The 24,113-nt window shown below is 71.2% G+C and carries 21 protein-coding genes, 1 other RNA gene and 1 pseudogene; 8 read left to right on the forward strand and 15 right to left on the reverse strand.

The features are described from left to right. Positions 1–206 precede the first annotated feature (206 nt). The 4 genes from OCT49_RS11855 to OCT49_RS11870 all read right to left on the reverse strand — a co-directional run bounded on the left by OCT49_RS11855 (position 207) and on the right by OCT49_RS11870 (position 6,149). A complete protein-coding gene (locus OCT49_RS11855) occupies positions 207–488 on the reverse strand; it encodes an HU family DNA-binding protein (RefSeq protein WP_017237029.1) in 282 nt (93 codons plus the stop codon). A gap of 536 nt (positions 489–1,024) precedes the next feature. After that, positions 1,025–2,461, reverse strand: coding sequence for an NAD-dependent malic enzyme (locus OCT49_RS11860; RefSeq protein WP_283851848.1), 1,437 nt, complete (start codon positions 2,459–2,461; stop codon positions 1,025–1,027). A gap of 550 nt (positions 2,462–3,011) precedes the next feature. Continuing rightward, positions 3,012–5,408 (reverse strand): HelD family protein, encoded by a 2,397-nt coding sequence (locus OCT49_RS11865; RefSeq protein WP_283851849.1) that lies wholly within the window; start codon positions 5,406–5,408, stop codon positions 3,012–3,014. A gap of 129 nt (positions 5,409–5,537) precedes the next feature. Then, entirely contained in the window at positions 5,538–6,149 is a 612-nt protein-coding gene (locus OCT49_RS11870) for a CGNR zinc finger domain-containing protein (protein WP_283855762.1), read from the reverse strand. A 160-nt stretch (positions 6,150–6,309) separates the two neighbouring features. Between OCT49_RS11870 and OCT49_RS11875 the strand changes: the two genes are divergently transcribed. Further along, positions 6,310–6,876 carry a GNAT family N-acetyltransferase gene (locus OCT49_RS11875; protein ID WP_283851850.1) on the forward strand — a complete coding sequence of 189 codons (567 nt, stop codon included), beginning with the start codon at positions 6,310–6,312 and terminating at the stop codon, positions 6,874–6,876. Positions 6,877–6,972: 96 nt separating this feature from the next. Here OCT49_RS11875 and OCT49_RS11880 read toward each other — a convergent pair whose 3' ends face one another. The 4 genes from OCT49_RS11880 to OCT49_RS11895 all read right to left on the reverse strand — a co-directional run bounded on the left by OCT49_RS11880 (position 6,973) and on the right by OCT49_RS11895 (position 10,599). Continuing rightward, positions 6,973–7,557: a GNAT family N-acetyltransferase gene (locus OCT49_RS11880; RefSeq protein WP_283851851.1), complete on the reverse strand. Its 585-nt coding sequence runs from the start codon at positions 7,555–7,557 to the stop codon at positions 6,973–6,975. Positions 7,558–7,641: 84 nt separating this feature from the next. Next, positions 7,642–8,010, reverse strand: coding sequence for a DUF4259 domain-containing protein (locus OCT49_RS11885; RefSeq protein WP_283851852.1), 369 nt, complete (start codon positions 8,008–8,010; stop codon positions 7,642–7,644). A gap of 76 nt (positions 8,011–8,086) precedes the next feature. Then, entirely contained in the window at positions 8,087–9,412 is a 1,326-nt protein-coding gene (locus tag OCT49_RS11890) for a uroporphyrinogen-III synthase (protein ID WP_283855763.1), read from the reverse strand. Between the two features lie 185 nt (positions 9,413–9,597). Next, complete coding sequence (locus OCT49_RS11895; protein WP_283851853.1) at positions 9,598–10,599, reverse strand: LysR family transcriptional regulator; 1,002 nt, start codon at positions 10,597–10,599, stop codon at positions 9,598–9,600. A gap of 82 nt (positions 10,600–10,681) precedes the next feature. Here OCT49_RS11895 and OCT49_RS11900 point away from each other — a divergent pair, with 82 nt between their 5' ends. The 5 genes and pseudogenes from OCT49_RS11900 to OCT49_RS11925 form a co-directional block, all read left to right on the forward strand. Further along, the gene (locus tag OCT49_RS11900; protein WP_283851854.1) at positions 10,682–11,995 is read left to right on the forward strand and encodes an MFS transporter; all 1,314 of its coding nucleotides are present in this window, start codon (positions 10,682–10,684) and stop codon (positions 11,993–11,995) included. A 49-nt stretch (positions 11,996–12,044) separates the two neighbouring features. After that, positions 12,045–12,563 carry a hypothetical protein gene (locus OCT49_RS11905; protein ID WP_283851855.1) on the forward strand — a complete coding sequence of 173 codons (519 nt, stop codon included), beginning with the start codon at positions 12,045–12,047 and terminating at the stop codon, positions 12,561–12,563. 106 nt (positions 12,564–12,669) lie between these two features. Beyond that, entirely contained in the window at positions 12,670–13,902 is a 1,233-nt protein-coding gene (locus tag OCT49_RS11910) for a helix-turn-helix domain-containing protein (RefSeq protein ID WP_349632785.1), read from the forward strand. 897 nt (positions 13,903–14,799) lie between these two features. After that, positions 14,800–15,921, forward strand: coding sequence for an adenosylhomocysteinase (locus OCT49_RS11920; RefSeq protein ID WP_283851857.1), 1,122 nt, complete (start codon positions 14,800–14,802; stop codon positions 15,919–15,921). Between the two features lie 4 nt (positions 15,922–15,925). After that, positions 15,926–16,465, forward strand: a pseudogene (locus OCT49_RS11925) (NUDIX hydrolase); the annotation flags it as partial. Between the two features lie 461 nt (positions 16,466–16,926). Here OCT49_RS11925 and OCT49_RS11930 read toward each other — a convergent pair. Then, on the reverse strand, positions 16,927–17,559 hold the full coding sequence (locus OCT49_RS11930) for a helix-turn-helix domain-containing protein (RefSeq protein ID WP_283851858.1): 633 nt from the start codon (positions 17,557–17,559) through the stop codon (positions 16,927–16,929). 559 nt (positions 17,560–18,118) lie between these two features. Between OCT49_RS11930 and OCT49_RS11935 the strand changes: the two genes are divergently transcribed. Next, positions 18,119–18,517 (forward strand): GNAT family N-acetyltransferase, encoded by a 399-nt coding sequence (locus OCT49_RS11935; protein WP_349632786.1) that lies wholly within the window; start codon positions 18,119–18,121, stop codon positions 18,515–18,517. Between the two features lie 82 nt (positions 18,518–18,599). Here OCT49_RS11935 and ssrA read toward each other — a convergent pair. The 5 genes from ssrA to ftsE all read right to left on the reverse strand — a co-directional run bounded on the left by ssrA (position 18,600) and on the right by ftsE (position 22,503). Beyond that, positions 18,600–18,969: a transfer-messenger RNA gene (gene ssrA / locus OCT49_RS11940) on the reverse strand. 141 nt (positions 18,970–19,110) lie between these two features. After that, entirely contained in the window at positions 19,111–19,599 is a 489-nt protein-coding gene (gene smpB, locus OCT49_RS11945) for an SsrA-binding protein SmpB (RefSeq protein ID WP_283851859.1), read from the reverse strand. An 18-nt stretch (positions 19,600–19,617) separates the two neighbouring features. Then, the gene (locus OCT49_RS11950; RefSeq protein WP_283855765.1) at positions 19,618–20,805 is read right to left on the reverse strand and encodes a S41 family peptidase; all 1,188 of its coding nucleotides are present in this window, start codon (positions 20,803–20,805) and stop codon (positions 19,618–19,620) included. Positions 20,806–20,872: 67 nt separating this feature from the next. Beyond that, positions 20,873–21,790 (reverse strand): permease-like cell division protein FtsX, encoded by a 918-nt coding sequence (ftsX, locus tag OCT49_RS11955; RefSeq protein WP_283851860.1) that lies wholly within the window; start codon positions 21,788–21,790, stop codon positions 20,873–20,875. Positions 21,791–21,813: 23 nt separating this feature from the next. Beyond that, positions 21,814–22,503 (reverse strand): cell division ATP-binding protein FtsE, encoded by a 690-nt coding sequence (ftsE, locus tag OCT49_RS11960; protein WP_148838248.1) that lies wholly within the window; start codon positions 22,501–22,503, stop codon positions 21,814–21,816. Positions 22,504–22,774: 271 nt separating this feature from the next. Here ftsE and OCT49_RS11965 point away from each other — a divergent pair, with 271 nt between their 5' ends. Further along, positions 22,775–22,975, forward strand: coding sequence for a hypothetical protein (locus tag OCT49_RS11965; protein WP_283851861.1), 201 nt, complete (start codon positions 22,775–22,777; stop codon positions 22,973–22,975). 139 nt (positions 22,976–23,114) lie between these two features. On the opposite strand, the gene OCT49_RS11970 is transcribed toward OCT49_RS11965, so the two are convergent. Continuing rightward, positions 23,115–24,083: an LPXTG cell wall anchor domain-containing protein gene (locus OCT49_RS11970; protein ID WP_283851862.1), complete on the reverse strand. Its 969-nt coding sequence runs from the start codon at positions 24,081–24,083 to the stop codon at positions 23,115–23,117. Positions 24,084–24,113: the final 30 nt, after the last annotated feature.

Genomic DNA, 24,113 nt, shown 5'->3' on the forward strand with positions numbered 1-24,113 from the left:
TCGTTCCGTGTCTCCCGACTCCCGTCCCGTGTCTCCGGGCTGTCGAACACCGGGGCGGCGCGGGCGCGAACACAGGTGCGGGGGCCGGACGGTTCGGATGCGGGCCTTCGCAGGGGCACAGAACGGGGCCCTGACGGCCGATACGCCGAAGGGCGGTCACCCTGGTCGGGTGACCGCCCTTCGTCGCGCCTGGGGGGCTGTGGGACTTACTTGCCCTTGGCGGCTTCCTTGAGCTTGGAGCCCGCGGAGACCTTCACGCTGTAGCCGGCCGGGATGTTGATCGGGTCGCCGGTCTGCGGGTTACGAGCGGTGCGAGCGGCACGGTGGGTGCGCTCGAAGGTCAGGAAGCCGGGGATGGTGACCTTCTCGTCGCCCTTGGCGACGACCTCACCGACGGTCTCGGCGAGCGCGGCCAGCACGGCGTCGGCGTCCTTGCGAGTCACCTCGGCGCGGTCGGCCAGGGCGGCCACCAGCTCACTGCGGTTCATGTTGTTACTCCCGTGTTCTTCTTGCCTGTGAGGCGTGAGATCGAAGCCGATGCTGCCAGGGCCCTCGGACAGTCCCCGGACCCGGGTCTGTCGTCAGACCCTCGCGCCCGATTACGCATCCTGCCCCCACCTGCGGCGGTAACGCCAATCCGGCACCCCTCGGAGTCACACGAAAAGCGCCACCGCCTCGTCGTGGTGACGTTCCGTCGACTCCCCGGAAGCGGTCCGCAGCGGATGCGGGGCTGACGGGACGCGCCGCCCGCCCACCCTAAAGGGGCGTTTGGGGCATCGCGCCCCGCGACGCGCCGTGCGGCGGGCCGACGTGCGGCCGCCGGGGACGTGGTCCATGCCACAGGGCCCCGAGGGGCCTCGCGGCGGCGGCTGTGACATGGACCTCAGCCGGGACCCGGCCGAAGCCCCCGGGACCGGCCGGGGTCACCGGGGCGTCGACGGGGCCGGCCGGGGGTGCCGGAGCGCCGCCCGGGGCTCCGGGGATGCCGGGCCCCGGGCCCCGTCGTACTCCGGGTGCCGGTGCCTCAGCCGAGGTTCCCCTGCGCCGTGACGGAGCTGCCGACCGCCCTCGCGGCGTCCCGGACGGCACCGGCGACCGCGCCCGCGACGCGGTCGTTGAAGACCGACGGGATGATGTAGTTCGCGTTCAGCTCGTCCTCGGCGACCACGTCGGCGAGCGCCCCCGCGGCGGCGAGCATCATCTCCGTGTTGACGGTGCGGGACTGGGCGTCCAGCAGACCGCGGAAGACGCCCGGGAAGACCAGCACGTTGTTGATCTGGTTCGGGAAGTCGGAGCGGCCGGTGGCGACAACTGCCGCGGTCTGACGGGCGATTGCCGGGTCCACCTCGGGGTCCGGGTTCGCGAGCGCGAACACGATCGCACCCTCGGCCATGGCGGCGACGTCGGCGCCGTCCAGCACGTTCGGGGCGGAGACGCCGATGAAGACGTCGGCCCCGACGACGGCCTGCTTGAGGGTGCCGGTGACGGACTCCGGGTTGGTGTTGTCGGCGATCCAGCGCAGCGGCGAGTCGGCGGCGGCGGAGACCAGGTCCTCGCGTCCGGCGTGCACCACCCCGTGGATGTCGGCGACGACGGCGTGCTTGACGCCGGCCGCGAGGAGCAGCTTCAGGATGGCCGTGCCGGCCGCCCCGGCGCCGGACATGACGACCCGTACGTCCCCGATGCCCTTGCCCACCACGCGCAGCGCGTTGGTCAGCGCGGCCAGGACGACGATCGCGGTGCCGTGCTGGTCGTCGTGGAAGACGGGGATGTCCAGGGCCTCGCGCAGCCGGGCCTCGATCTCGAAGCAGCGGGGAGCGGAGATGTCCTCCAGGTTGATGCCCGCGAAGCCGGGGGCGATGGCCTTGACGATCTCGACGATGGCGTCGGTGTCCTGGGTGTCCAGGCAGATCGGCCAGGCGTCGATGCCGGCGAACCGCTTGAAGAGGGCGGCCTTGCCCTCCATCACGGGCAGGGCGGCCTTCGGGCCGATGTTGCCGAGCCCCAGCACGGCGGAGCCGTCCGTCACGACCGCGACGGAGTTGCGCTTGATGGTGAGGCGGCGGGCGTCCTCGGGGTTCTCGGCGATCGCCATGCACACCCGGGCCACACCCGGGGTGTAGATCATCGAGAGGTCGTCACGGTTGCGGATGGGGTGCTTGGACGCCATCTCGATCTTGCCGCCGAGGTGCATCAGGAACGTACGGTCGGAGACCTTGCCCAGGACGACGCCCTCGATGCCCCGCAGCCCCTCGACGATCTCGTCGGCGTGCGAGGTGGAGGTGGCCGCGATGGTGACGTCGATGCGCAGCTTCTCGTGGCCGGACGCGGTCACGTCGAGGCCGGTGACCGAACCGCCGGAGGACTCCACGGCCGTGGTGAGCTGGGAGACCGCGGTACCGCTCGCGGGCACCTCCAGCCTGACCGTCATCGAGTACGAGACGCTGGGCGCCGTTGCCATGGCCGAGTCCTTCGCTTTCCCTAGCTTCATTGCCGCGCGGCCGGGGCGCTCGCCTCGGACACGCTCCCCGATCGTCGCACCTACCGGCCGGTAGGCGGTAATGACTGCCACTCTTCGGAAAGTTTTTTCCACCATACGAGAAGGTGGGTCCTCGACGGAAGACCTGAGCGCACTCCGGGCCCGTCCGGCTCCGACGAGCGCCGGCCGCCGTCGGCCGTGCGGAAACGCCCCGGGGGCCGGGCCCGGAAACCAGAACAGACCCGCGCCACCGGAGGGTGACGCGGGTCTGTCCATTCAGTTGAGCGGCACCGACCCGCCATGCTCGCCTCGCGGCAAGTGGTCGCTCGTAGCGACGAAGGTTGGGCCCGGGGGCTTGGATCGAGCCGGTGCCGACACCAGGCTAACAAAGACCCCGAAAAAGTGATTCCTGTAGTGCAGGTTGACTGCAAAAACAATCCTGCACATGGCCTCCCGCGTCCTGCACACGGCCTCCCGCTCCGTGGGCCGGTCGTGTGGACCGGCCCACGGTGGGGACCGGCCCACGGTGGGTTCAGTCCCTCAGCAGGTCGGGGACGCCGTCCTCGTCGGGCAGGTCCCGCTCCCCCGAGACCACCGTGAGCTGCTGCGTCGCCCGGGTGAGCGCCACGTACAGCACCCGCAGGCCGGCCGGGGACTCGTCGGCGATCTCCGCGGGCGAGACGACCACCGTGGCGTCGTACTCCAGCCCCTTCGCCTCCAGGCTGCCCAGCGCCACCACCCGTTCGCCGAGCTCGGCCAGCCAGTCCCGGGCCTGTGCCCGGCGGTTCATGGCCACGACCACGCCCACCGTGCCGTCCACCTCGGCCAGCAGCCGCCGGGCCTCCTCGCGCACCGTGGCGGCCAGGTCGCCGTCCCGCACGGTCTCGAAGCGCGGCCGTACGCCGGTGGAGCGGACCGCGGCCGGTGACGCCGCCCCGGGCATCGCGAGCGCCAGGACCTTGGCGGCCAGCTCGGCGATCTCCGCCGGGTTGCGGTAGTTGACCGTGAGGGTGAAGCGTCGGCGCGGCCGGTTGCCGAGCGCCTCGTCGCGGGCCCGGGCGGCCTCGTCCGGGTCGGACCAGGAGGACTGCGCCGGGTCGCCGACGATCGTCCAGGTGGCGTGCCGGCCCCGGCGGCCGACCATGCGCCACTGCATGGGCGTGAGGTCCTGCGCCTCGTCGACGATGACGTGCGCGTACTCGGTGCGCTCCGCCGCCAGCCGTTCGGCCCGCTCGCGCTGGGTCTCCTCGCGCTGCGGCATCAGCTCCTCCAGGCCGGTGAGCTGGTCCAGCGGGTCGAACTCGCGCTTCTTCCTCGGCCGGGCGGGGGTGCCCAGCAGCGTCTGGAGCTCGTCGAGGATCGCCACGTCGTGCACGGAGAGCGGGCCGTTGCCCGCCGCGTCGAGCCGCTTCAGCGAACGGGCGAGACGCCGCACCTCGCCCTGGTTGAGCACCCGGCGCGCCCAGCGGCCGAGCCGCTTCTCGTCGGCCATCGCGGCGAGCACCCCGCGCGGGGTGAGTTCGGGCCACCAGGCGTCCAGGAAGTCGAGGAAGGGCGTCTCGGTGGACACGTCCTCGTCGAAGGAGGAGCGCAGTTCGGCGGCGAGCTCGGGGTCGGTGTAGCGGCCGCGGCCCGAGGACTTGTTCCACAGGGCGTCCAGGAGCATCCTGCGGGCGCGCGGGCGCAGCAGGTTGACGGGGGCGGTGCCGCCGAGGACGGACTGCCGGATGCGGCGCAGTTCGTCGGCCTCCAGCTCGATGCGGGCGCCGAACGCGACGACGCGCAGCCGGGTCGGGGTGGCCGGGGCGGTGGCGTTCTCCGGCTCCTCGTCACCGAAGGCCAGTTGGCCGTCCTGCCGTTCCTCGTCCTTCGGGCCGCGGGGGGTGCCGGGCTGTTCCAGCGCGCCGCGGGCGGCCTTGCGCAGCACCGCGAGCATCCGTGAGGAGCCCTTGATCCGGGCGACGGCGGGTTCGTCGTAGGTGGTGGCGCCCTCGACGCCCGCCGCCTCGTCGGAGAGCGAACCGACCGCGCGGATCGCGACCTGCCCCTCCTCGCCGAGCGAGGGCAGCACGCCCTCGGTGTACGCGACCAGGAGCGGGGTCGGCGAGACGACGAGGATGCCGCCCGCGTACCGCCTGCGGTCCTGGTAGAGGAGGTACGCGGCCCGGTGCAGGGCGACCGCGGTCTTGCCGGTGCCGGGGCCGCCGGAGACCTCGGTGACGGAGGCGGCGGGGGCCCGGATCACCAGGTCCTGCTCGGCCTGGATGGAGGAGACGATGTCCCGCATGGTGTGGCTGCGGGCCTGGCCGAGCGCCGCCATCAGGGCGCCGTCGCCGATGACGGGGAGCTTGTCGCCGTCGAGGTACGCGGTCAGCTCGGGGCGCATCAGGTCGTCCTCGACGCCGAGGACCTTGCGGCCCTTGGAGCGGACGACCCGGCGACGCACCACCCGGCCCGGGTCCTTCGGCGTCGACCGGTAGAACGGCGCGGCTGCGGGGGCGCGCCAGTCGATGACCAGCGGCGCGTAGTCGGCGTCGAGGACTCCGATGCGGCCGATGTGCAGGGTCTCCGCGATGTCGGCCGAGTTGTCGTCGCGCACGGCGTCGTCGGCGGGCTCGACGGAGGTGTAGGCGCCGTCGGGGCCGCGTTCGCCGTCCTTGCCGAGCAGCAGGTCGATCCTCCCGAAGAGGAAGTCCTCGAACTCGCTGTTCAGCCGGTTGAGGTGGATTCCGGCCCGGAACACCTGGGCGTCGCGCTCGGCGAGCGCTCCCGGAGTGCCGACCTGACCCCGCTTGACGGCGTCACTCATGAGAAATTCCGCCTCGTGGATCTTCTCCTCGAGACGGTGGTACACCCGGTCGAGATGTTCCTGCTCGACACCGATTTCCCGGTCCCGCAACGAATCGACAGCGGCATCCTGCGCGGCCACCGAGGCCCCCTTCTGACGTGCATTGGGCAGCCGTCAACCTTATGCGAAGGGGGACCGCCGCGCACCACTCGGGGCCCGGGGCGCCGTCGCCGCCGCTGCCGGCACCGTCTTCGGCACCGGCCGGAGGTCTCACGGCGCCGACGCCGCCGGTACGGTCACGGCCGCCGCCCTGCGCCGGTGCCGGGCCACCCGTTCCCGGTTCCCGCACACCTCGCTGGAGCACCAGCGGCGCCGGTGGCCGCGCGAGGTGTCCAGGTAGAGGCGGCGGCAGCTCTCGGCCTCGCAGCGGCGCAGCCCGGCCCGTGCCACGGGGTCGGTCAGCAGCTCCACGGCGTCGCGGGCGACGGCGGCCAGGAGGGCCCCGCACTCCGGGTCGGCGCTCAGCGCCCGCACCAGGGCGCCGCCCCTGCCGCGCACGGCCCGCAGCCCCGGCGGCGCCCCGGCAGCCAGCGCGTTGACCCGTTCCAGCGCGGCGTCGGCCCTGCGCCCGCCGAGTTCGGCGCTCAGCAGCCGGTCCACCCCCGTGCGCAGCTGCCGGAAGCGCACCACCCAGCTGTCGTCCACGATGTCGAGCCGGGTGCCGCCCGGGACGACTCCGGCGGCGACCAGCCAGTCCGCGAGCCGCTCGGCATTGTCGAGCAGTTCGCAGGCGCCGGAGGTACCGGCCCCCGTCGCCACCAGGTCGAGGCAGGGCCGCCCCGAGTCGAACCGCCAGTCGCGCGAACTCCTACCTGCCGCCATGCGCATGTCACCGCCTCGGGGTCTCCGATGGGCCTCCCCCAGAGTGCCCCTCGGGGCGCCCGCCCGGAACCCCTGCCGCCACCCGGTTCCCCGCGCGGAGCCCCGGTGGTATCCGGGCCCGGGCCGTACGGTGTCCGGGCCCGGGCCGTACGGTGTCCGGATGAACGACGCTCTCGCCACCGTCACCCTCCCGGCCGGTCCGTTACTGCTCAGGCCCTGGCAGGCCGAGGACATCCCGGCACTGGTCGAGGCATACCGCGATCCCAGCATGCGCGCCGCACTGCGGAGCCAGATCACGGACGAGGCGGAGGCGTGGCGGTGGCTGCGGGTACGGCAAGAGGGCCGGGAGTCCCGCAGTTACTTCGGCTTCGCGGTGGTGGACCGCGAACGCGGGGACGAACTGGTCGGCAACGTGGCGCTCAGGGCCCCCGCGCCGGGCTCCGGCAACGCGGAGGTCGGTTACTGGACGATGCCCCCGGCCCGTGGACGCGGCATCGCCCCACGGGCGCTCGGGGCGCTCACCGACTGGGCCTTCGAGGCGTTCGCCGAGGACGAGCTGACCCGGCTCGACCTGCTGCACCAGCTGGACAACGAGGCGTCCTGCCGGGTCGCGCAGAAGAGCGGGTACGGCCTCGCGGGGATCCTCCCGGCACAACCGCCGTGGCCGCTGGACGGGCACCTGCACACCCGGCTGCGGAACGGCGCGGCGGCCGACGCCGACCGCTGAGGGCATCCGCGCCGGTCCCTGGACATCCGCGCCGCACACCGGTCCGCCCCCGCGCCGCGCACACCGGTCCACGGGGCGCCTCGCGTCAGCCGTCGGTCAGCCCCTGCCGGCCGTCGGCAGGTCCCTCGGCGGGCCGTCGTGCAGGATGCGCTGGAAGAGCCGGTGGTCGCGCCACTGCCCGTTGATGTACAGGATCTGCGGGGCCATGCCGTACTCCTCGAAGCCGCACTTGGCGAGCACCCGCTGGGACGCGGTGTTGTCGAGCACCGTCCCCGCCTCGATCCGGTGCAGGCCCAGCCCGTCCCGGGCCATCTCGCAGATCAGGCGCACGGCGGCGGTGGCCAGGCCCCGACCCGCGTACTCGACGTCGACCCAGTAGCCGAGGGTGCCGCTGCGGAAGGGACCGAGCACGATGCCGGAGAGGTTGAACCCGCCCACCGCGCGGTCCTGCTCGTCGGCGAGCACCCACGGCGCCGCCCGGCCTGCGTCCCGGTCCTCGAACAGCGTGACCAGCCGTTCCCGCTGCCCCTGCTCGGTGTAGAAGGCGTCGGGCCGGATGGGCTCCCAGGGCTGCATGTACGCGCGACTGCGGGCCAGCGAGTCGGCGAGGGAGGCCGCGTCGGACGGGACGGTGGGGCGGAGCCGTATCTCCGCGTCGAGCCGGTGGGTGTCAGAAATCATCCCCGCACGCTATCCCGGCACGCCTCCGCCCGCTCCCGCCCCGCCCCGGCTTCTTCCGCCCCGTTCCGACCGCTGCCGCCCCGGTTACTTCCGCTCCGCCAGGGCCGCCAGCCGGTCGAAGGTGCGGATCAGCTCCGCGCGTCTGTCCTCCTTGTACTCCGGCTCGGGTTCCAGCTCGTCGATGGTCCGCTCCCACACGTCCATGAACGTCTTCCGCCAGCCCGCGACCACCGCCGCCTCCGGCACCACCGGACCGACGTACCCCTGCTCCGCGATCAGGCAGAGCAGCTCGATGTCGCACGGCACCGTGACGCCGTCGTAGTCGTCGGGTTCCAGGGCGACCGGATCGCCGGACATCGCCTCCCCGATCCGCGAGACGAGCCGCCCGGTGAGGTCCGCCAGATGGTCGGCCGCCGTGTCGCTGTCGAAGTTGCCCGCGCCCCAAGTACCCACAAGACCTCCCGTGTTGTCGTCCCCGTCCCTTTCGGTTCTAACAGGCGGGTCTGACAACGGGTGTTCCGGCAGTGCTCTAACCGATGGAGGCCGCCCCAGGCCCGTCCTCCCGCGTGCCCGGCGGCGTGTCCGACGGCGTGTCCGGCGCCAGTTGGTAGCCGCGCTTGACGACCGTCCGGATGAGGTGGGGCACGCCCAGCGCCGTGCGCAGCCGCGCCACCGCCGTCTCCACCGCGTGCTCGTCCGTGCTGCCTCCGGGCAGGGCGCGCAGCAGGTCGGCACGGGACACCACCCAGCCGGGACGACGGGCCAGGGCGCGCAGCAGCGCCATCCCGGCGGGCGGCACCGGGCGCGGCGCACCGTCCACGAGCACCGCGTGGCCCCGGATCTCGACCCGGTGCCCGGCCACCGTCAACACACGTGCCCCGGCGGGCAGTTCACGGCACAGCAGCTGGACGAGCGGGGCGAGCCGGAACCGTTCGGGCTGGACGGTGTCGATGCCGCGCTCCCGCAACGGCAGGGCGGTGACGGGGCCGACGCAGGCCACGAGGACGTCGTCCCGCAGCACGTCCAGGATTTCGGGGAGCAGCCCGCGCTTCTCGGCCCGGCGCAGCAGCGAGACGGCGGCCGGGGCACTGGTGAAGGTGAGGGCGTCCAGGCCCCGGGCCAGGGTGGTGTCGATCAGCCGGTCGAGCGGGACGAGGTCCTCGGGGTCCTCCCAGCGGTAGACGGGCACGGCGACCACCTCGGCGCCCGCCCCGCGCAGCGCCTCGACGAAGCCGGGGGCGGGTTCGCCGTGGAGCTGGACGGTGATGCGGCGGCCCGTCACGCCCTCGGCCAGGAGCCGGTCCAGCACCTCGGCCATGGACTCGGAGGCGGGCGACCAGGTCTCGGTCAGCCCGGCGGCCCGGACGGCTCCCTTGGCCTTGGGACCGCGGGCGAGCAGTTCGACGCCGCGCAGCACCTCGGCCAGTTGGTCGCCCAGCCCCCAGGCCCCGGCGGCCTCGATCCAGCCCCGGAAGCCGACCGCGGTGGTGGCGACGACCGTGTCGGGCGCGGATTCGACGACCGCCCGGGTGGCCGCGAGGAGTTCGGTGTCGTCGGCGAGCGGCACGGTCCGCAGGGCGGGCGCGTGCAGCACCCTGGCGCCCCGCCGTTCCAGCAGCGCGCCGAACTCCTCCGCGCGCCGGGCGGCGGTGACCCCCACGGTGAAGCCCACGAGGGGCTCGTACCGCTCGTCCCCGCGCCGCCCGCCCTCGTCCTGCCCGTCCCCGCCCCGCTCGTCCCCGTACCGCCGCCCGCCCTCATCCCGCTCGTTCCCGTACCGCTCGTCCTCGTGCATGTGGTCTTCCCGGCTCTCGTCCCGCTGCTGCCCGATGATGCCGATCCGCGAGCCTGCCAACGGCACGTGACGGATGTGGTTCACCCGTATTTCCCGCCGGTTACGTCACATGACGTCGAACGGTCACGATCGTCTCGGGCACACCGAGCGCGCAGGGCGCCGCCCCACGGCACCGGGCGCGCCGAACGTATACCGGCGCACGCCCCGATCACCGCCCCGCGCCCGGCAGTCGGGCCGGGGCGCCCTCAGCCGGCCCCCGCCATGAGGAGCGCGTCGGTCTCCGGGAGCCAGCTCCCGTCCGGCCGGTCCAGCCAGCCCTCCTCGGCGCCCAGCCGGGCCGCGGCCCCGCGCAGCGCGTCGAGGCCGGGGTGGGCGAGCCCCTTGCGCCAGACCAGCAGCAGCGGCGAGAGCGGCACCGGCCGGACCAGCGGGCGCACCACGGTGCCGGGCATCGGGGGGAAGTCGACGACGGCCAGCACCGGGTTCCGGGACTTGGTCATGAGCCGCTGGAACTCGGCGACGCCCACGGCGAGCGGGGCGGGGGGCGCCAGTTCGATGCCCCACCGGGCGAAGAGCACCCGCGCGAGATCCGTCCACTCCTCGGTGCGCGGGTTTCCGGCGCCCGCGTACACCGTCTCCCCGGCGAGTTCGGCCGGCTCCACCGCCTCCCGCCCGGCGAGGGGATGGTCGGCGGGGAGCATGACGGCCATCGGCTCGTACCGCACCGGCTGCGTCCCGAGCCGGGCCAGCACCGAGGGGGCGAGTCCGGCGGCACGGCCGAAGGAGACGTCGAGCCGCCCGGCGAGGATCTCGCCCGCCGCCCAGGTCAGCCCGCTCTCGAAGCGCGCCATCAGCTCGCAGGCCGGGGCCAGTTCCCGGGCGCGGGCGAGCACCCGGGCGGCCGTCATGCCGTCGGTGTTGAGGTCCACGAGGAGCGGCCGGGCGGCCGGGTCGGCGAAGGCCGCCGTGAGATCGGCGTGGGCGTCCAGCACCCGTCGCGCGTACGGCAGGAGCCGTTCGCCGTCGGCGGAGAGGGCGACCTGCCGGGTGGTCCGTACGAACAGCTCCGCGCCCAGCTCGCGCTCCAGTCGGCGGATGTCCCGGCTCAGTGCCTGCTGGGCGACGTAGAGTCGGGCGGCGGCCCGGGTGAAGTGCAGTTCCTCGGCGACCGCGACGAACGCGCGGAGCAGCCGGGGGTCGGTGGGCGCGTGGTGTGTCCGGGAGTCCGGACCGGCGGAGGAGGTCACACCAGAATTTACAACACAGGTGCGTCAATCGGCCCGGAGAAGGTGTTGGACCCCGGTGACCGCCCGCCCCGAGGCTTGGACCATGCCGTACGAGAGAACTCCCGCCGCCGGTCCCGCGCTCGCCCTCTCCGGTGACCTGCTGGTCATCGCCCCGCGCGCCGCCGCTCCCGCCCCCGCTGCCCCCGCCCCCGCGCCCGTCCGGCGGGCCTCCACCAACCCGTACCGCAGGCTGCTCGCCACCCCGGGCGCCCGCGCCTTCACCGCGGGCAACCTCCTCGCCCGGCTGCCCATGGGGATGTTCAGCGTCAGCGCGGTCATCATGATCGCCGGTTCGCGGGGCTCGTACGCCCTGGCCGGCGCCGTCACCGCGACCGGCCTCGCCGCCACGGCGGTGGTCGCCCCGTGGACGGCCCGGCTCGTCGACCGGTACGGGCAGGCCCGGGTCGCGGTGCCCGCCACCGCGATCGCCGTACTCGGCTCGCTGGCCCTGCTGCTCTGCGTGCACTACGACGCCCCGTCCTGGACCCTCTTCGCCTCCTACGCCGCGACCGCCACCACTCCCAACACCGGCGGGATGTCCCGGGCCCGCTGGGCCCATCTGCACCGGGGCGACCCGGCCGCCCTGCACACCGCGAACTCCTTCGAACAGGCCGTGGACGAGCTCTGCTTCATGCTCGGCCCGGTCCTGGCCGCCCTGCTGTGCGCGACGCTCTTCCCGGAGGCCGGGACGCTCGTCGGGGCGGTCCTGCTGATGACCGGCATCCTGATCTTCGCCGCCCAGCGCGCCACCGAGCCGCCCGTGTCCCCCCGCACCCCCGAGGGCTCCCCGCTCCGCGTCCGGGGCATGCCGACCCTGCTCGCCGCGTTCCTCGCCACCGGCGCGGTCTTCGGCTCGATGGAGGTCGTCACGATCGCCCACGCCGGGGGCGCGGTCCTCGCCCTCCAGGCGGCCGGTTCGTGCGTGGCGGGGCTCCTGTACGGCTCGCTGCGCCCGGCCCCCGACATCCGGCGCCGACTGCTGTTCTGCCTGACGGGGATGACGGCACTGATGTCCCTGCCGCTGCTCGCCGCCTCCTCGACCCCCTCCCTGCTCGCCCTCGCGGCCGCCCTGCTGCTGGCCGGCGCGGCGACGGCCCCGACCATGGTCACCGGCATGACCCTGGTGCAACGCCTCACCCCGGAGGGCCAGTTGAACGAGGGCATGACCCTGGCCGTGACCGCCCTGCTGGGCGGCATCGCGGCGGGCTCGGCGACCGGCGGCTGGCTGGTGGAGCACACCGCCGGGACGACGGGCTACATCGCCCCGATCTGCGCGGCGGGCCTGGCCCTGGCCGTCGCGGCGGTGGGGGTGCGAGCCTCTCGCGGACGTCGAAGCACAGCTGCGGGCAGCGCGTGAGGCGGAACCGGCGCGGCGGGCGGAACGCGCCGCAAAGTACCGCCGTGAGGTGGTCGGGACGTGGCGCGAGCGCGCCGACGATGTAACCAGCTCCGGTGACACTGCGCGGGAAACCTTCCTCGCTGCCCTTTCCGTAGAGCCCTGGTTCGCGGCATACGTCGAATACCGAGCGGCCCGCCACAAGCGTGGGCACGCACTGACTGGGGCGCAGCGTGCGCAGACGGCTTTGGGTGAGGTGCAGACCGTTCCCGAACAGCGCTGGTATGACGCAAGGCTGTTGGACGACATGGTGTCGCACGCTGACCGCAGGGCCGCCGAACTCGCCGCAGAGTTCGACTCCGAGCGTGGGCTGATCGTGACCGCCGAGCGAGGCACCGTGGAGAACGGGGCCGCCACCATCGTCGGGCAGTACCGCACCCAACTCACCCGACACATCTTGGAGTCGGGACTCTCGCCGAGCGCCCGCACCGCCATCGCAGCACCCGAGCCAGACGATGACGACTCGGACGTGTGGGACCGTCCCGCAGCACCACCAGAGCCCCCGCGCTCGTCACCCACACCAGGGTGACGGGTACGGGGGCTGATGTCGTTCGGGCCCCGCTTGACGGATCGACCTCGCCGAGCTGAGGCGAGGGCATACGCTTGTCGTGAGGTGAGCGCTGATGTCCCCAGGGTTGGCAGACAACATCCGGAAGTACCGGCGCACGTCCGGACTGAGCCAGGAAGGGCTGGCCGAGTCGGCGGACCTTTCGCTGAGTACCGTTCGCAAGGTCGAACAAGGCGGGGATGTGCGAGTCGAGACCTTGCACGCCCTCGCCCGTGCGCTGGGGGTCAGTACATCGGCGTTGTTCGCCACCGAGGCTCCGCGATCCGTGGTCGGCCCCCAGGACGACGCCAACCGGCAGTATCTCGTCGAGTTGCGACGCGCGCTGATGCCGCCCCTCGGGCTTGCCGCCCCTCTCGCCGCCGACCCGGTGGAACCTGGGGGGCTGGACGCGACCCGTCGGAAGGTTCGGGACGCTCGGGCCCTGTACGACCAGGACCGCTATTCGTCCGTGGCAAAGTTGCTTCCCCCGCTCTTGCGCGGCTCTGAGGCCGCTGCAAACGTCCTGGATGGCGAGGAGCAGCAGCACGCGGTAATCGCCCGCTGCCAAGTGCTGCTGATGACAGGCCAGTTCCTCACGCAGGTGCGGCAGTACGACCTGGCTTACTACGCGCTGGCAGAGGCGATCCGCCTTGCCAGAGAGAACGGGCAGACCCTCACGGCGGCAACCGGTGTCGTCGGCATGTGCTGGTTGCTGCTGCGGCAAGACCGCTTCGACGAATGTGAGCGGCTTGCAGCGCAGACCGCCGCAGAGATTGAACCTCGGCTGTCTTCGGTGTCCGCCACTCACCTGGCCGTATGGGGCGAGCTGTGGCTCAGGGTGGCCGCGTCCAGCGTGCGCAACAATCGCCCGGATGCAGCCACTGAGGCTCGGCGGATGGCAGCGACGGCAGCGAGCGCCATGGGGCGTGAGGACATGGGCTTTCCCGACCACTGGGGCGGGTTCGGGCCGGCAACGGTCGAAATGAAGGCGATCGAAGACCTGTCGTTGGCCGGGGATGCGCGCGGGGTCCTGCGGCGCGCCGATGAGGGCCCCGTGAGCGCTCGCGGTTTGCGCAACCTCGGCGGAGTCACCTCGAACAACTGGAACCGTCACCGCCTGGACGTGGCCAAGGCTCATGTCGCATCCGGTGAACACCAGGACGCCATGGGCGAGTTGATGCAGATCAAGCAGCGCGCAGAGGGCTGGGTCACTCATCAGCCCATGGCGCGCTACGTCATGGCCGACATTCTCAAGACCCGTAAGCGCACGCTGACCGAAGAGATGCGGAGCATGGCGGCACACCTCGGGGTCGCCGGCTGAGCTACTGCAGAGCGCGGTACTTCGGCACGCAAATCTGCTGAACTACCGCTCACCGCAGGTGGATTGACCCCCTCACCGCTCGTACGGTCCCCATATCGACCGAGCGGACCGAGGGGCCGACGTGACGCACAGAACTGCGGGTGACCGGAAGCGACGGCAGGACCTTGCCGACGCGGCAGCGGGCTTACCGCCCCGGTTGCTCCCATGGACCAGGGACGGCAAGTCGTGCTATCTGAGCACGGACGGCGGACCGAACAGTGTCCTGTCCCGTCTCGCCGACGAGATGGAAGCCGTTCAGCTCAGGATGGGCGCAAACGTCCTGGAGTCGGCGGGCAGGGTCCTGTCCGACCCCAGGTCGCCCCACTCCGAGGTGAGGTACACGGCCCTTCGTCTGTCCGAGTGCCTGCGAGACGCGCTCAGGGTCGCGGAGAGCCGAGGGGACCGCATCCCGGAGTCGGACGATGAAGAGCCCGAGGGCGGTCCCCCGCTGCCTGCTGAGGCGTTCGGGTGATCACTAGGGGCGATGTTGGGTTGAGGGTGCAGGACCGTGCCGGACGGGTCGGCATCCTGCGCGACGTGGACCCCGAATGGGAGGACCCGGCGAAGCTCCCCAGCGAGCGCCGGAAGACCCCCATGGCGTTCGTACGGCCCGAGGGCGGGTGCCCTGAGTGGCTGGTCCCTCCCGGCACCGTGGCGCGCGTTTGAGACTCCCGCCCCCGGTGAGGCCCTGTCCTCAGTGGTCCTGTCCGGCCGGGGGCGGGCATGGTTCCCCGCCCCTTCGGCGCTGCCGCTGATGTCGTGCGGACGGGGCGTGAACCGCCCGGTTTCTCACAGTTCAGGGGACAGTCGGTAACCGGGCGGGGCCCGCAACGACTACAGACAGAAAGGGGGGTGCCCATGGAAACCATCGAGCGCGCGAGACTTGACGCGTTCTTCGGCAAGGTCACCGCGATATTCGCCCCGAGCGAGCGTCCGTCCTCGCTGCTGATCACCCATCTCTTGCCCGAACGTCCCTCGTTCGTCGACGCCGTGGGCAGGGTGACGCAGCTCCGCGCGGTGCTGCCCAAGCCCAAGTCCATCCACGCGAGCGCCCGCCGCGAGATCGAAAAGGCGCACCCGTGCGACGAGCTGTCCCGGGAGCTGTTCAGCGACCCCGACACGGCCGTGAGCTACCTGGAGAAAAGAGCAGCCGGCGAACAGCTCGTCCTACTTGATGTGGGCGGCTACTTCGCCCCCTCGCTGGACGCGATCTGTGAGCGGTTCTCGGGAACCGTCCTCGGCGTGGTCGAGGACACCGAGAACGGGCACCGCCGCTACACCGAGCGGGACAAGCTTCCGTGCCCCATGATCAGCGTGGCTCGCTCGCCACTCAAGGAACCGGAAGACTTCCTGGTCGGACAGTCCGTCGTGTTCTCCACGGAAGCGTTGCTGCGGCAGCGGAACGACATCCTGCACGGGCGTCCCGCCTTGGTGATCGGCTTCGGCAGGCTGGGAAGCTCGATTGCCCGCCTGCTGCACGTCAAGGGCGTTCGTGTCATCGTCCACGACGTGGACCCCGTGCGGCGAGCACAGGCTATGTCGCAGGGGTTCGAGGTGGCCCGAGACCGCGACCGGGCCATTTCGGCGGCGGGTCTCGTGCTGTGCGCGACCGGTCGACTGTCACTGCGTGGCGAGGACTTCCCTCAGCTCAAGAACGGCGCCTATGTCGCCACCGTGACCAGTTCGGAAGACGAGTTGGAGTTGAGCGGGCTCCCCTCGGGTTACACCCGTGACAACGCCGGCGAGCACGTGACCTGCTACAGCACGCGGGGACACTATTTCTATCTGCTGAACGGGGGCGAGGCGGTCAACTTCATCCACGGGGCGAGCGTTGGACCGTTCATCGCGCTCGTTCAGGGCGAACTCTTGGCAGGCGCCGCCAAACTCACCCGTGGGGACCTGGACAGCGCTGTGCACGAGGTGTCCACCGCCGACCGGGAAGCCATCGCGGCTGCCTGGCTCCACTACTACAACAGGTGATCGAATGCCCATCACGGCAGACCACATCCGTACGACCGTGGCCGAGTACACCGACGCGCACCCCGAGGACAAGCACATGCTTGCCCCGCTCGGTGAGCTGCTGGACCAGGGCTCCGACGTGACGAGCCGGAAGGAGTTCCGTGGGCACGTGACCGCCGGGGCGGTGCTCGTCAACGACCAGGGGGAAGCGCTGTTCATCCATCACGTGGCGCTCGACAAGTGGCTGACCCCCGGCGGACACCTGGAACCCGAGGACGTGAACCTGATGGGCGCGGCGCTGCGCGAGCTGATCGAGGAAACGGGAATCACGCTCAGCATCTCCCCCGTGCAGGCGACCCCCGTGCACATCGACGTGCACCCCATCCCCGCCAACGACAGCAAGGGAGAGGGCGCCCACTGGCACGCGGACTTCCGTTACCTCTTCCGTGCGAGCGGCGACCAGGCCGTGAAGCTGCAACAGGAGGAGGTGAGCGGGTACACGTGGCGCAGCGTGGACACGATCGTTGACGATGTTCTGCGCTCGCGGGTCGCTGCCGCGCTCCGCCAGGTAGTTCGCAGTCGGCCCCGCCCGTCCGTGTCTCCCCCGTCGCGGACATGCGGGGCCGTGCGCTGTCTCCAGCCCTCGCCCTCGCTGCGGTCGCAAAGGACTCCGGGCAATAGGCCCGTCAGCCGCCCGAACCGGGCATCGTGGTACAGCGTCCGGGCGTCGGCAATCTCCGCACGGACGACGGGCAGGGACAATGAGCTGACCTCGGCCGGCTCCACGGGTGGAGCGAAAAGGGGCTGGAAGAGTTCTCCCACCTCGACGTGGTCTTCCGCTTCCACCCGACCGACCCCGTCGACTTCCCCCTCGGCGCCCGGCACCTCAGGGCGAGGTCCACCAACTCCCAGTGGGTCACCGGCATGCTCGGCCGCTACTACGCCCCCGCCAGGGACCACAGCACCGTCGGCCCCGGGCGCCCCCATGCGTGTCCGAGGCCGTGCTCACGGTCCGCGGAGCCGTGGTCAAGCAAGGATGTCGGCGACACCGTCCGGGGTGATCTCATGCGCGATCACTGCTCCGGGTTCGGGCACGACGGGGAGCCTCTTGTCCTCGAAGTGAGCCTTGGCGTAACCGATCGCCTCGTCCTGCCGGGTGGCGCTGCCGAAGTACAGCAGGAGCGGGTGGAGTTGGTACTTGCCCCGCCTGGTCTTCCACAGGAAGTTCCGGGCCATCAGGTGCCCTATGGCCGCGTTGACCGTGGGCCTCTTGACGCCGAGCATCCGGGCCAGCTGATCCTGGGTGACCGCGATCTCGCCATGGCGGTTGATGTGGACATACTGGCCGTGCTCGTCCTTCTCGGCCAGCAGCCCGACGATCGTCCAGAACAGGTCTTTGGAGAGGCTGGGCAGGTTGTACCTGGGGAATCGGGTGATGAAGCCCAACGAGACCACGACATGCATGGGCTCGGTCTGGTTCTCGAACACGTCTTCCATGGGATCAGTCGCCAACATTCTGTACGGACCCCTCTTCCTGATGGTGACGTCCACGCTCTCACCGGGACGGATGATCCTCTTGGCCTCTTCTGCGACCTTCTCAAGGCTCTGGGGCACCCGTACCCGACGTCGGTGTGCTGCGTCCCGGCGTGCGCTGACCATGCACTCACCCTACAGATAGTGTCATAGTTTTTCTGACACTTACCCGAGCCATGTCAGCGTGACGATGACATGGCCCCCTTGACGGATCAGCCTCCGGAAGCAGTCGCGCGCCGCCCTCCACAAGAGAGAAGTGTTATGCAATTCCTGACGTTACTCAAAAGTAGCGTTCGGGTTTCCCTGACACATCGACCACGAAATCGCAGGTCGGGGAAGGCCCCTCTTCTATAGAGGGGCGGCAACCCGGCGACACGTCAACGGTCGGAGCCCGGGGCCGAGGTCCATGATCGGCGCCGTGGCCCTCGGTGGATGCTCTCCCGGTACTCGGCTTCACAACGGCACCGCTCTTCACTCGCCCCCTCTTCGGCAGCAACCACAGAAAGGCAACCCCGCGGCCCCTGCGGCCGACAACGGTGGTGCGGAGGTTACCTCAGCCGCCCACGGACATCCCCCTGATGAGCGGGGAGCGTCGTACCCGGACCCGGCCCGCAGGCCCCCTCGGGGCCGAGGACACGGAAGCCGGGTTCGACTGCGTGACGGACCTGCGGCGGTGGGGCACCAATTGCGCGGTGAGAACATCCGGTTCACGGTCTACGACCTGGCGGACGGCACTCCGGTACCGGCCGGAGTGACCACACTGCTCCCGGACCACGGTGTGCGGACCGCCGAATTCGTCATCATGCTCGCCCCCGAGGCACGCGGGCGGGGGCTGGGCCACGGAGCCACCCGGCTCACTCTCGACTACGCCTTTCATGTGACGAACCTGCGCATGGTGTGGCTCAAGGTCCTCGCCCCCAACGCTGCGGGGATCAACGCCTACGCGAAGGCGGGGTTCCGGAGGGCCGGGACACTGCGCCAGGCCGGGTACTGGCTCGGCCGGGTCTGCGACGAGATCGTCATGGACGCGGTCGCGTCGGAGTTCGGCGGCCCGTCCGTCGTGAAGAGCCTGTTCACGCCGTGAGCCGCGACGGACGACCGCCCGTCGGGAACGAAAAAGCCTCTGCCCCGCGAAGGATCTCGCGGGGCAGAGGTTCACATGGGAATTGTGGAGATGGCGGGAATCGAACCCGCGTCCAACGGTGCGGAATCAGGGCTTCTCCGTGTGCAGTTCGCTGCGATTTTCTCGGCCCCGGAGATCACGCGAACAAGTCTCCGACGGGCTCAGTCACTGTTTGATTTCCTTCCAGGCCCCGTGACCGGGTCCAGAAGTTTAGATCCCTTGATGATGCCAGGATCCGGGTCGGGATCACCCCCGGGCTGACACTTCGCAAGTCGCTACTTAGGCAGCGAGGGCGAAGGAATCGCGCTTGGTGTTGGCGATTATTGGTTGCGACATATGGTTTACGAGATCATTGCCGCTTCCTCGACACGCTTCCCCTGCTTCGACAGCCGCTGTCGAAACCGATCATCCCCATGTTGTGTTTTCAATGCGTGCACCCTCTGCGAGGTGCGATGCCATCGTACGTGACCAACGCACGACGATGCCAGCCTATTCCCGCCGGGGCCCGGCGGGAGCCGGGCAGGAGGCCGGTGGGGCCGGTCCTCCCCGGGGGCTCAGGCGCTGCGCTGGCGCCGGCGGGCCGCCGAGATCGCGCGGTTGGTCTCGCGCAGGTCCTGCTTCTCGCGCAGGGTCTGCCGCTTGTCGTACTCCTTCTTGCCCTTGGCGAGCGCGATCTCGACCTTGACCCGGCTGCCCTTGAAGTACAGCGCGAGCGGCACGATCGTGTGGCCCGTCTCGCCCGCCTTCGACTCCAGCTTGTCGATCTCCGCCCGGTGCATCAGCAGCTTGCGCTTGCGCTTGGCGGAGTGGTTGGTCCAGGTCCCCTGCACGTACTCGGGGACGTGGACGTTGTGCAGCCACGCCTCTCCGCCGTCGATCTGGACGAAGCCGTCCACCAGGGAGGCCCGGCCCAGCCGCAGCGACTTGACCTCGGTGCCCATGAGTACGAGGCCGCACTCGTAGGTGTCGAGGATGTGGTAGTCGTGCCGCGCCTTCTTGTTCTGCGCGATGAGCTTGCGCCCCGTGTCCTTTTCCTTAGCCATAGTGCGGCCATTTTCGCACTACGACCCACCCCCGAGGCCACTCAATACCGTCTCGGCCCGCCGCTCGGCCCGGGAGTCGACCGTGAGGTCGGGGGTGATGCCGCGTTCCTCGACGCTGCGCCCCGCCGGGGTGCGGTAGTGGCCGACGGTCAGCTCGGCGACCGAACCGTCCGGGAGCTTGCTGGGCATCTGGACCGAGCCCTTGCCGAAGGTGCGCGAGCCGACCGTGACGGCGCGGCCCCGGTCCTGGAGGGCGCCGGTCAGCAGCTCGGCGGCGCTCATCGTGCCGCCGTCGACCAGGACGACGAGGGGCCGGTCCGTGTCGCCGCCCGGCTGCGCGTAGAGGGCGCGCTGCTCGCCGCGCACGTCGTACGTGGCGACCAGGCCGCCGTCCAGGAAGGCCGAGGCGGCGGTGACGGCCTCGGTGACCAGTCCGCCGGAGTTGCCCCGCAGGTCGAGGAGGACGCCGGCGCCCGTCGGGGCGTCCTGGACCGCGTCGCGGACCTTGGTGCCCGAGCCCCTGGTGAACGAGTCGACCTCGATCATCACGGCCGAGGAGGGGCCCGGGCGCTCCGGGCCGATCCGTCGCACGGTGACGGGCTCGGTGCTGAGCCTGGCCCGGCGCAGCGTCTCGGTCCGCAGGGCGGTGCCGCGTTCGATCCCCAGGACGACGGTGCTGCCCTCGGCGGCGTCCTCGCGGTCCCCGCGCAGCAGGGCGACGACCTCGGCGACGGGGCGCCGGTCGACGCTGCGGCCGTCGATCGTGCGCAGCAGGTCGCCGGACCGGATGCCGGCCAGGTCGGCGGGGCCGCCGGACTGCACCCGGGCCACCTCGACCCGGCCGTCGGCGGAGCGTCGCGCAGAAAGCCCGACGCCGGTGTACGCGCCGTCCAGGGCCTGCTCGAACTCCTCGTACTGCCGCTCGTCGTAGACCGCGCCCCAGCGGTCGCCGCTGCGGCTGACGACCTCCTCGGCCGCCTCCTTGCCGGACTTGCCCTCCGCCTCGGCGCGGGCCGCGGCGGCGGCCACCTCGTCGCCGTCGACCACGGAGGCGACGGAACGGGTGGCTATCTCCGAGGACTTGGGGCCGCCGCGCGGCAGCGAGCCGGTGACCACCCCGGTGGCCAGCACGCTCACGAAGACCAATGTCAGGGCCGCCCCGCGGCGCACACCGCGGGGCCCGGAACACTGCTCGGGGTCGGACATGCCGCCGAGTCTAGACAACACCCCCTGGCCGCACGGCCCGTCGGCCATGCGTTCCAGGGGGCGCATGTCACACCTTGAGGTACTTGCGGAGCGCGAAGAGCGCGGCAACGGCGGGCATCAGCAGGCCGATCGCCAGGACCAGGGGCAGCTTGGTGAACACCGCGTCCCAGCCGATGAAGTCGATCAGGTTCAGCTTGCTCTGGAGTTCCAGGCCGCCGTCGATCAGGAAGTACCGGCCGGCCAGCAGCATCACGCAGGCCAGCACGCCGCCGATGAGACCGGCGAACGCGGCCTCCATGATGAACGGCATCTGGATGTAGAAGCCGGAGGCCCCGACGAGCCGCATGATCCCGGTCTCGCGCCGCCGGCTGAACGCGGACACCCGGACGGTGTTCACGATCAGCATCAACGCGATGACCAGCATCAGCGCCATCACGAAGAGCGCGGCCATGTTCATGCCGTTCATCAGCTCGAAGAGGTTGTCCAGGAGGCCTCTCTGGTCCTGGACTGACTGCACCCCGTCACGGCCGGCGAAGGCGGTGGCGACGACCTTGTACTTCTTCGGGTCGTGGAGCTTGACCCGGAACGACTCCTGCATCTGGTCCGGCGTGATGTTGCTCGCCATGGGCGAGTCGCCGAACTGGTCCTGGTAGTGCTTGTACGCCTCGTCGGCCGACTCGTAGGTGACCGTGTCGACGACGTCCATCTTGTCGAGATCGGTCTCGATGTCCTTCTTCTGCTGGGCGGTGACGGCCCCGGACGCGCACTTGGGCGTCGAGGTCACATCGCTCTTGCTGCAGAGGAAGATCGAGACGTTGACCTTGTCGTACCAGTAGTCCTTCATCGTGCTGACCTGCTCGCGCATGAGCAGCGCGCCGCCGAACAGGGCGAGCGAGAGGGCGACGGAGACGACGACGGCGAAGGTCATCGTGAGGTTGCGACGGAGGCCGACGCCGATCTCCGACAGGACGAACTGGGCGCGCATGGCGTCCTTTCAGTGCTCGATGCTCAGTGCTGGTAGCCGTAGACGCCGCGCGCCTGGTCGCGTACGAGACGGCCCTTCTCCAGCTCGATGACGCGCTTGCGCATCTGGTCGACGATGTTCTGGTCGTGGGTCGCCATGATCACGGTGGTGCCGGTCCGGTTGATCCGGTCCAGCAGCTTCATGATGCCGACGGAGGTCTGCGGGTCGAGGTTGCCGGTCGGCTCGTCCGCGATCAGCAGCATGGGGCGGTTCACGAACGCCCGCGCGATCGCCACGCGCTGCTGCTCACCACCGGAGAGCTCGCCGGGCATCCGGTCCTCCTTGCCGCCGAGGCCGACCAGGTCGAGGACCTGGGGCACGGCCTTGCGGATCTCGCCGCGCGGCTTGCCGATGACCTCCTGGGCGAACGCCACGTTCTCCGCGACGGTCTTGTTGGGCAGGAGCCTGAAGTCCTGGAACACCGTGCCCAGCTGGCGGCGCATGTGCGGCACCTTCCAGTTGGACAGGCGTGAGAGGTCCTTGCCCAGGACGTGGACCGCGCCCTGACTGGCGCGTTCCTCACGGAGGATGAGCCGCATGAAGGTGGACTTGCCGGAGCCGGACGAGCCCACCAGGAAGACGAACTCGCCCTTCTCGATATCGAGGGACACATCCCGTAGAGCGGGGCGGCTCTGCTTCGGGTAGGTCTTGGAGACGTTGTCGAATCGGATCACGGATGCACCACGGTCGGCCGGGAGTAGGTGTGCGTGACCTTACGCGAACCGGGCCGAGGCATGCAGGCGAGCGTCCGGGGATGGGTGTTTTATGCCGGATCCGTACCGGCTGTGATCGATGCCGAAAGTACTACGGAACGGGTGATCCCCGGCGGGCCGCGCCGAAATCCGCGTGAGCTGGCACAGTGGTAGGGGGAACGGTTGCGTTTCCGTGAGCGTTGCGCGGAGAGAAGGCGTATTGCGGCTCCGCCGCGCGGGAGGAGGAAAGCGCATGACCTATGACCGACTGGTGTGCGCGAGCTGCGCGGCGCCCGTGAGCGAGGGCCGCTGCCCCGTGTGCCGGGCGAGCCGCGAGCGACTGCAGCAGGAGCGCGGCCAGGGAATGTTCGCCGGGCTGAATCCGGTGATGCTGGTGGCCCTGCTGGTGGTGCTGCTCGGCGCGGTGGCGCTGCTGGCCCACCGGACGGCATAGCGGGGTCGCACGCGCGGGCCGGACCCGCCCGCCCCGGGCGGGCGCCGCCGCGAGGGCGCGCAGGTGTACGCGGAGGGGCCCGGGAAGCCGATCGGCTTCCCGGGCCCCTCCTGTGTGCGTGTCCGTACCGCTACGGGCCTCAGACGGCCGCGCGGCCGTTCACCAGGCGCGGGAGGATGCGGAAGCCGATGCCTCCGGCGATCATCGTCGCGGCGCCGACGAGCAGGAACGTGGTCTCGGCCGCACCGGTCTCGGCGAGCTCGTCCTTGCCCTTGCTCTGCTCGACCGGCTGGTTGCCGGCCGAGTCGGGGGTGGTGTTGTCCTCGCAGGTGGCGCCGTCGAGGTCGACGGTGCAGCCGCCGGTGTCGCCGCCGCCGGAGGTGGAGCCGGAGGAGCCGCTGCCGGTGGTGCCGCCGTTGTCGCCGCCACCGTTGCTGGTGCCGCCGTTGTCGCCGCCACCGTTGCTGGTGCCGCCGTTGTCGCCACCGCCGTTGCTGGTGCCGCCGTTGTCGCCACCGCCGTTGCCGCTGCCGCCGGCCTGGTTGCCACCGTTGCCGTTGCCACCGTTGTTGCCGGTACCGCCGTTGTTGCCGTTGCCGCCGGCCTGGTTGCCACCATTGCCGTTGCCACCGGCCTGGTTGCCACCATTGCCGTTGCCACCGTTGTTGCCGTTGCCGCCGTCGCCGCCACCGGCCGCGTCGCCACCACCAGCGGCGTCACCGCCACCAGCCGCGTCACCGCCACCGGCCGCGTCGCCACCGCCAGCCGCGTCGCCACCACCGGCCGCGTCACCGCCACCGGCCGCGTCGCCACCACCAGCGGCGTCACCACCACCGGCCGCGTCACCGCCACCGGCCGCGTCGCCACCACCGGCCGCGTCACCGCCACCAGCGGCGTCACCACCGCCATCCCCCTCGCCACAGCGCGGGTCGAGCGGGCTGCACTCGCCGCCCTCGCCCTCGTCGCCGTTCACCTCGGCCTGGACCGACAGGCCGGCGACGTCGACGCCGACGGCCGAAGCCACACCGGCAGCGGTGAGCGAGGCACCTGCGGCGATCACCGCACCTGCGGCTATCCGCGCGACGCGTACACGCGTCTTCTTCGTCATGTGCTGCTACCCCCAGTAGCTGTTCTCGTC

Origin of the sequence: Streptomyces sp. ML-6, from assembly GCF_030116705.1 — a bacterium.
In the GTDB taxonomy this organism is placed as follows: domain Bacteria; phylum Actinomycetota; class Actinomycetes; order Streptomycetales; family Streptomycetaceae; genus Streptomyces.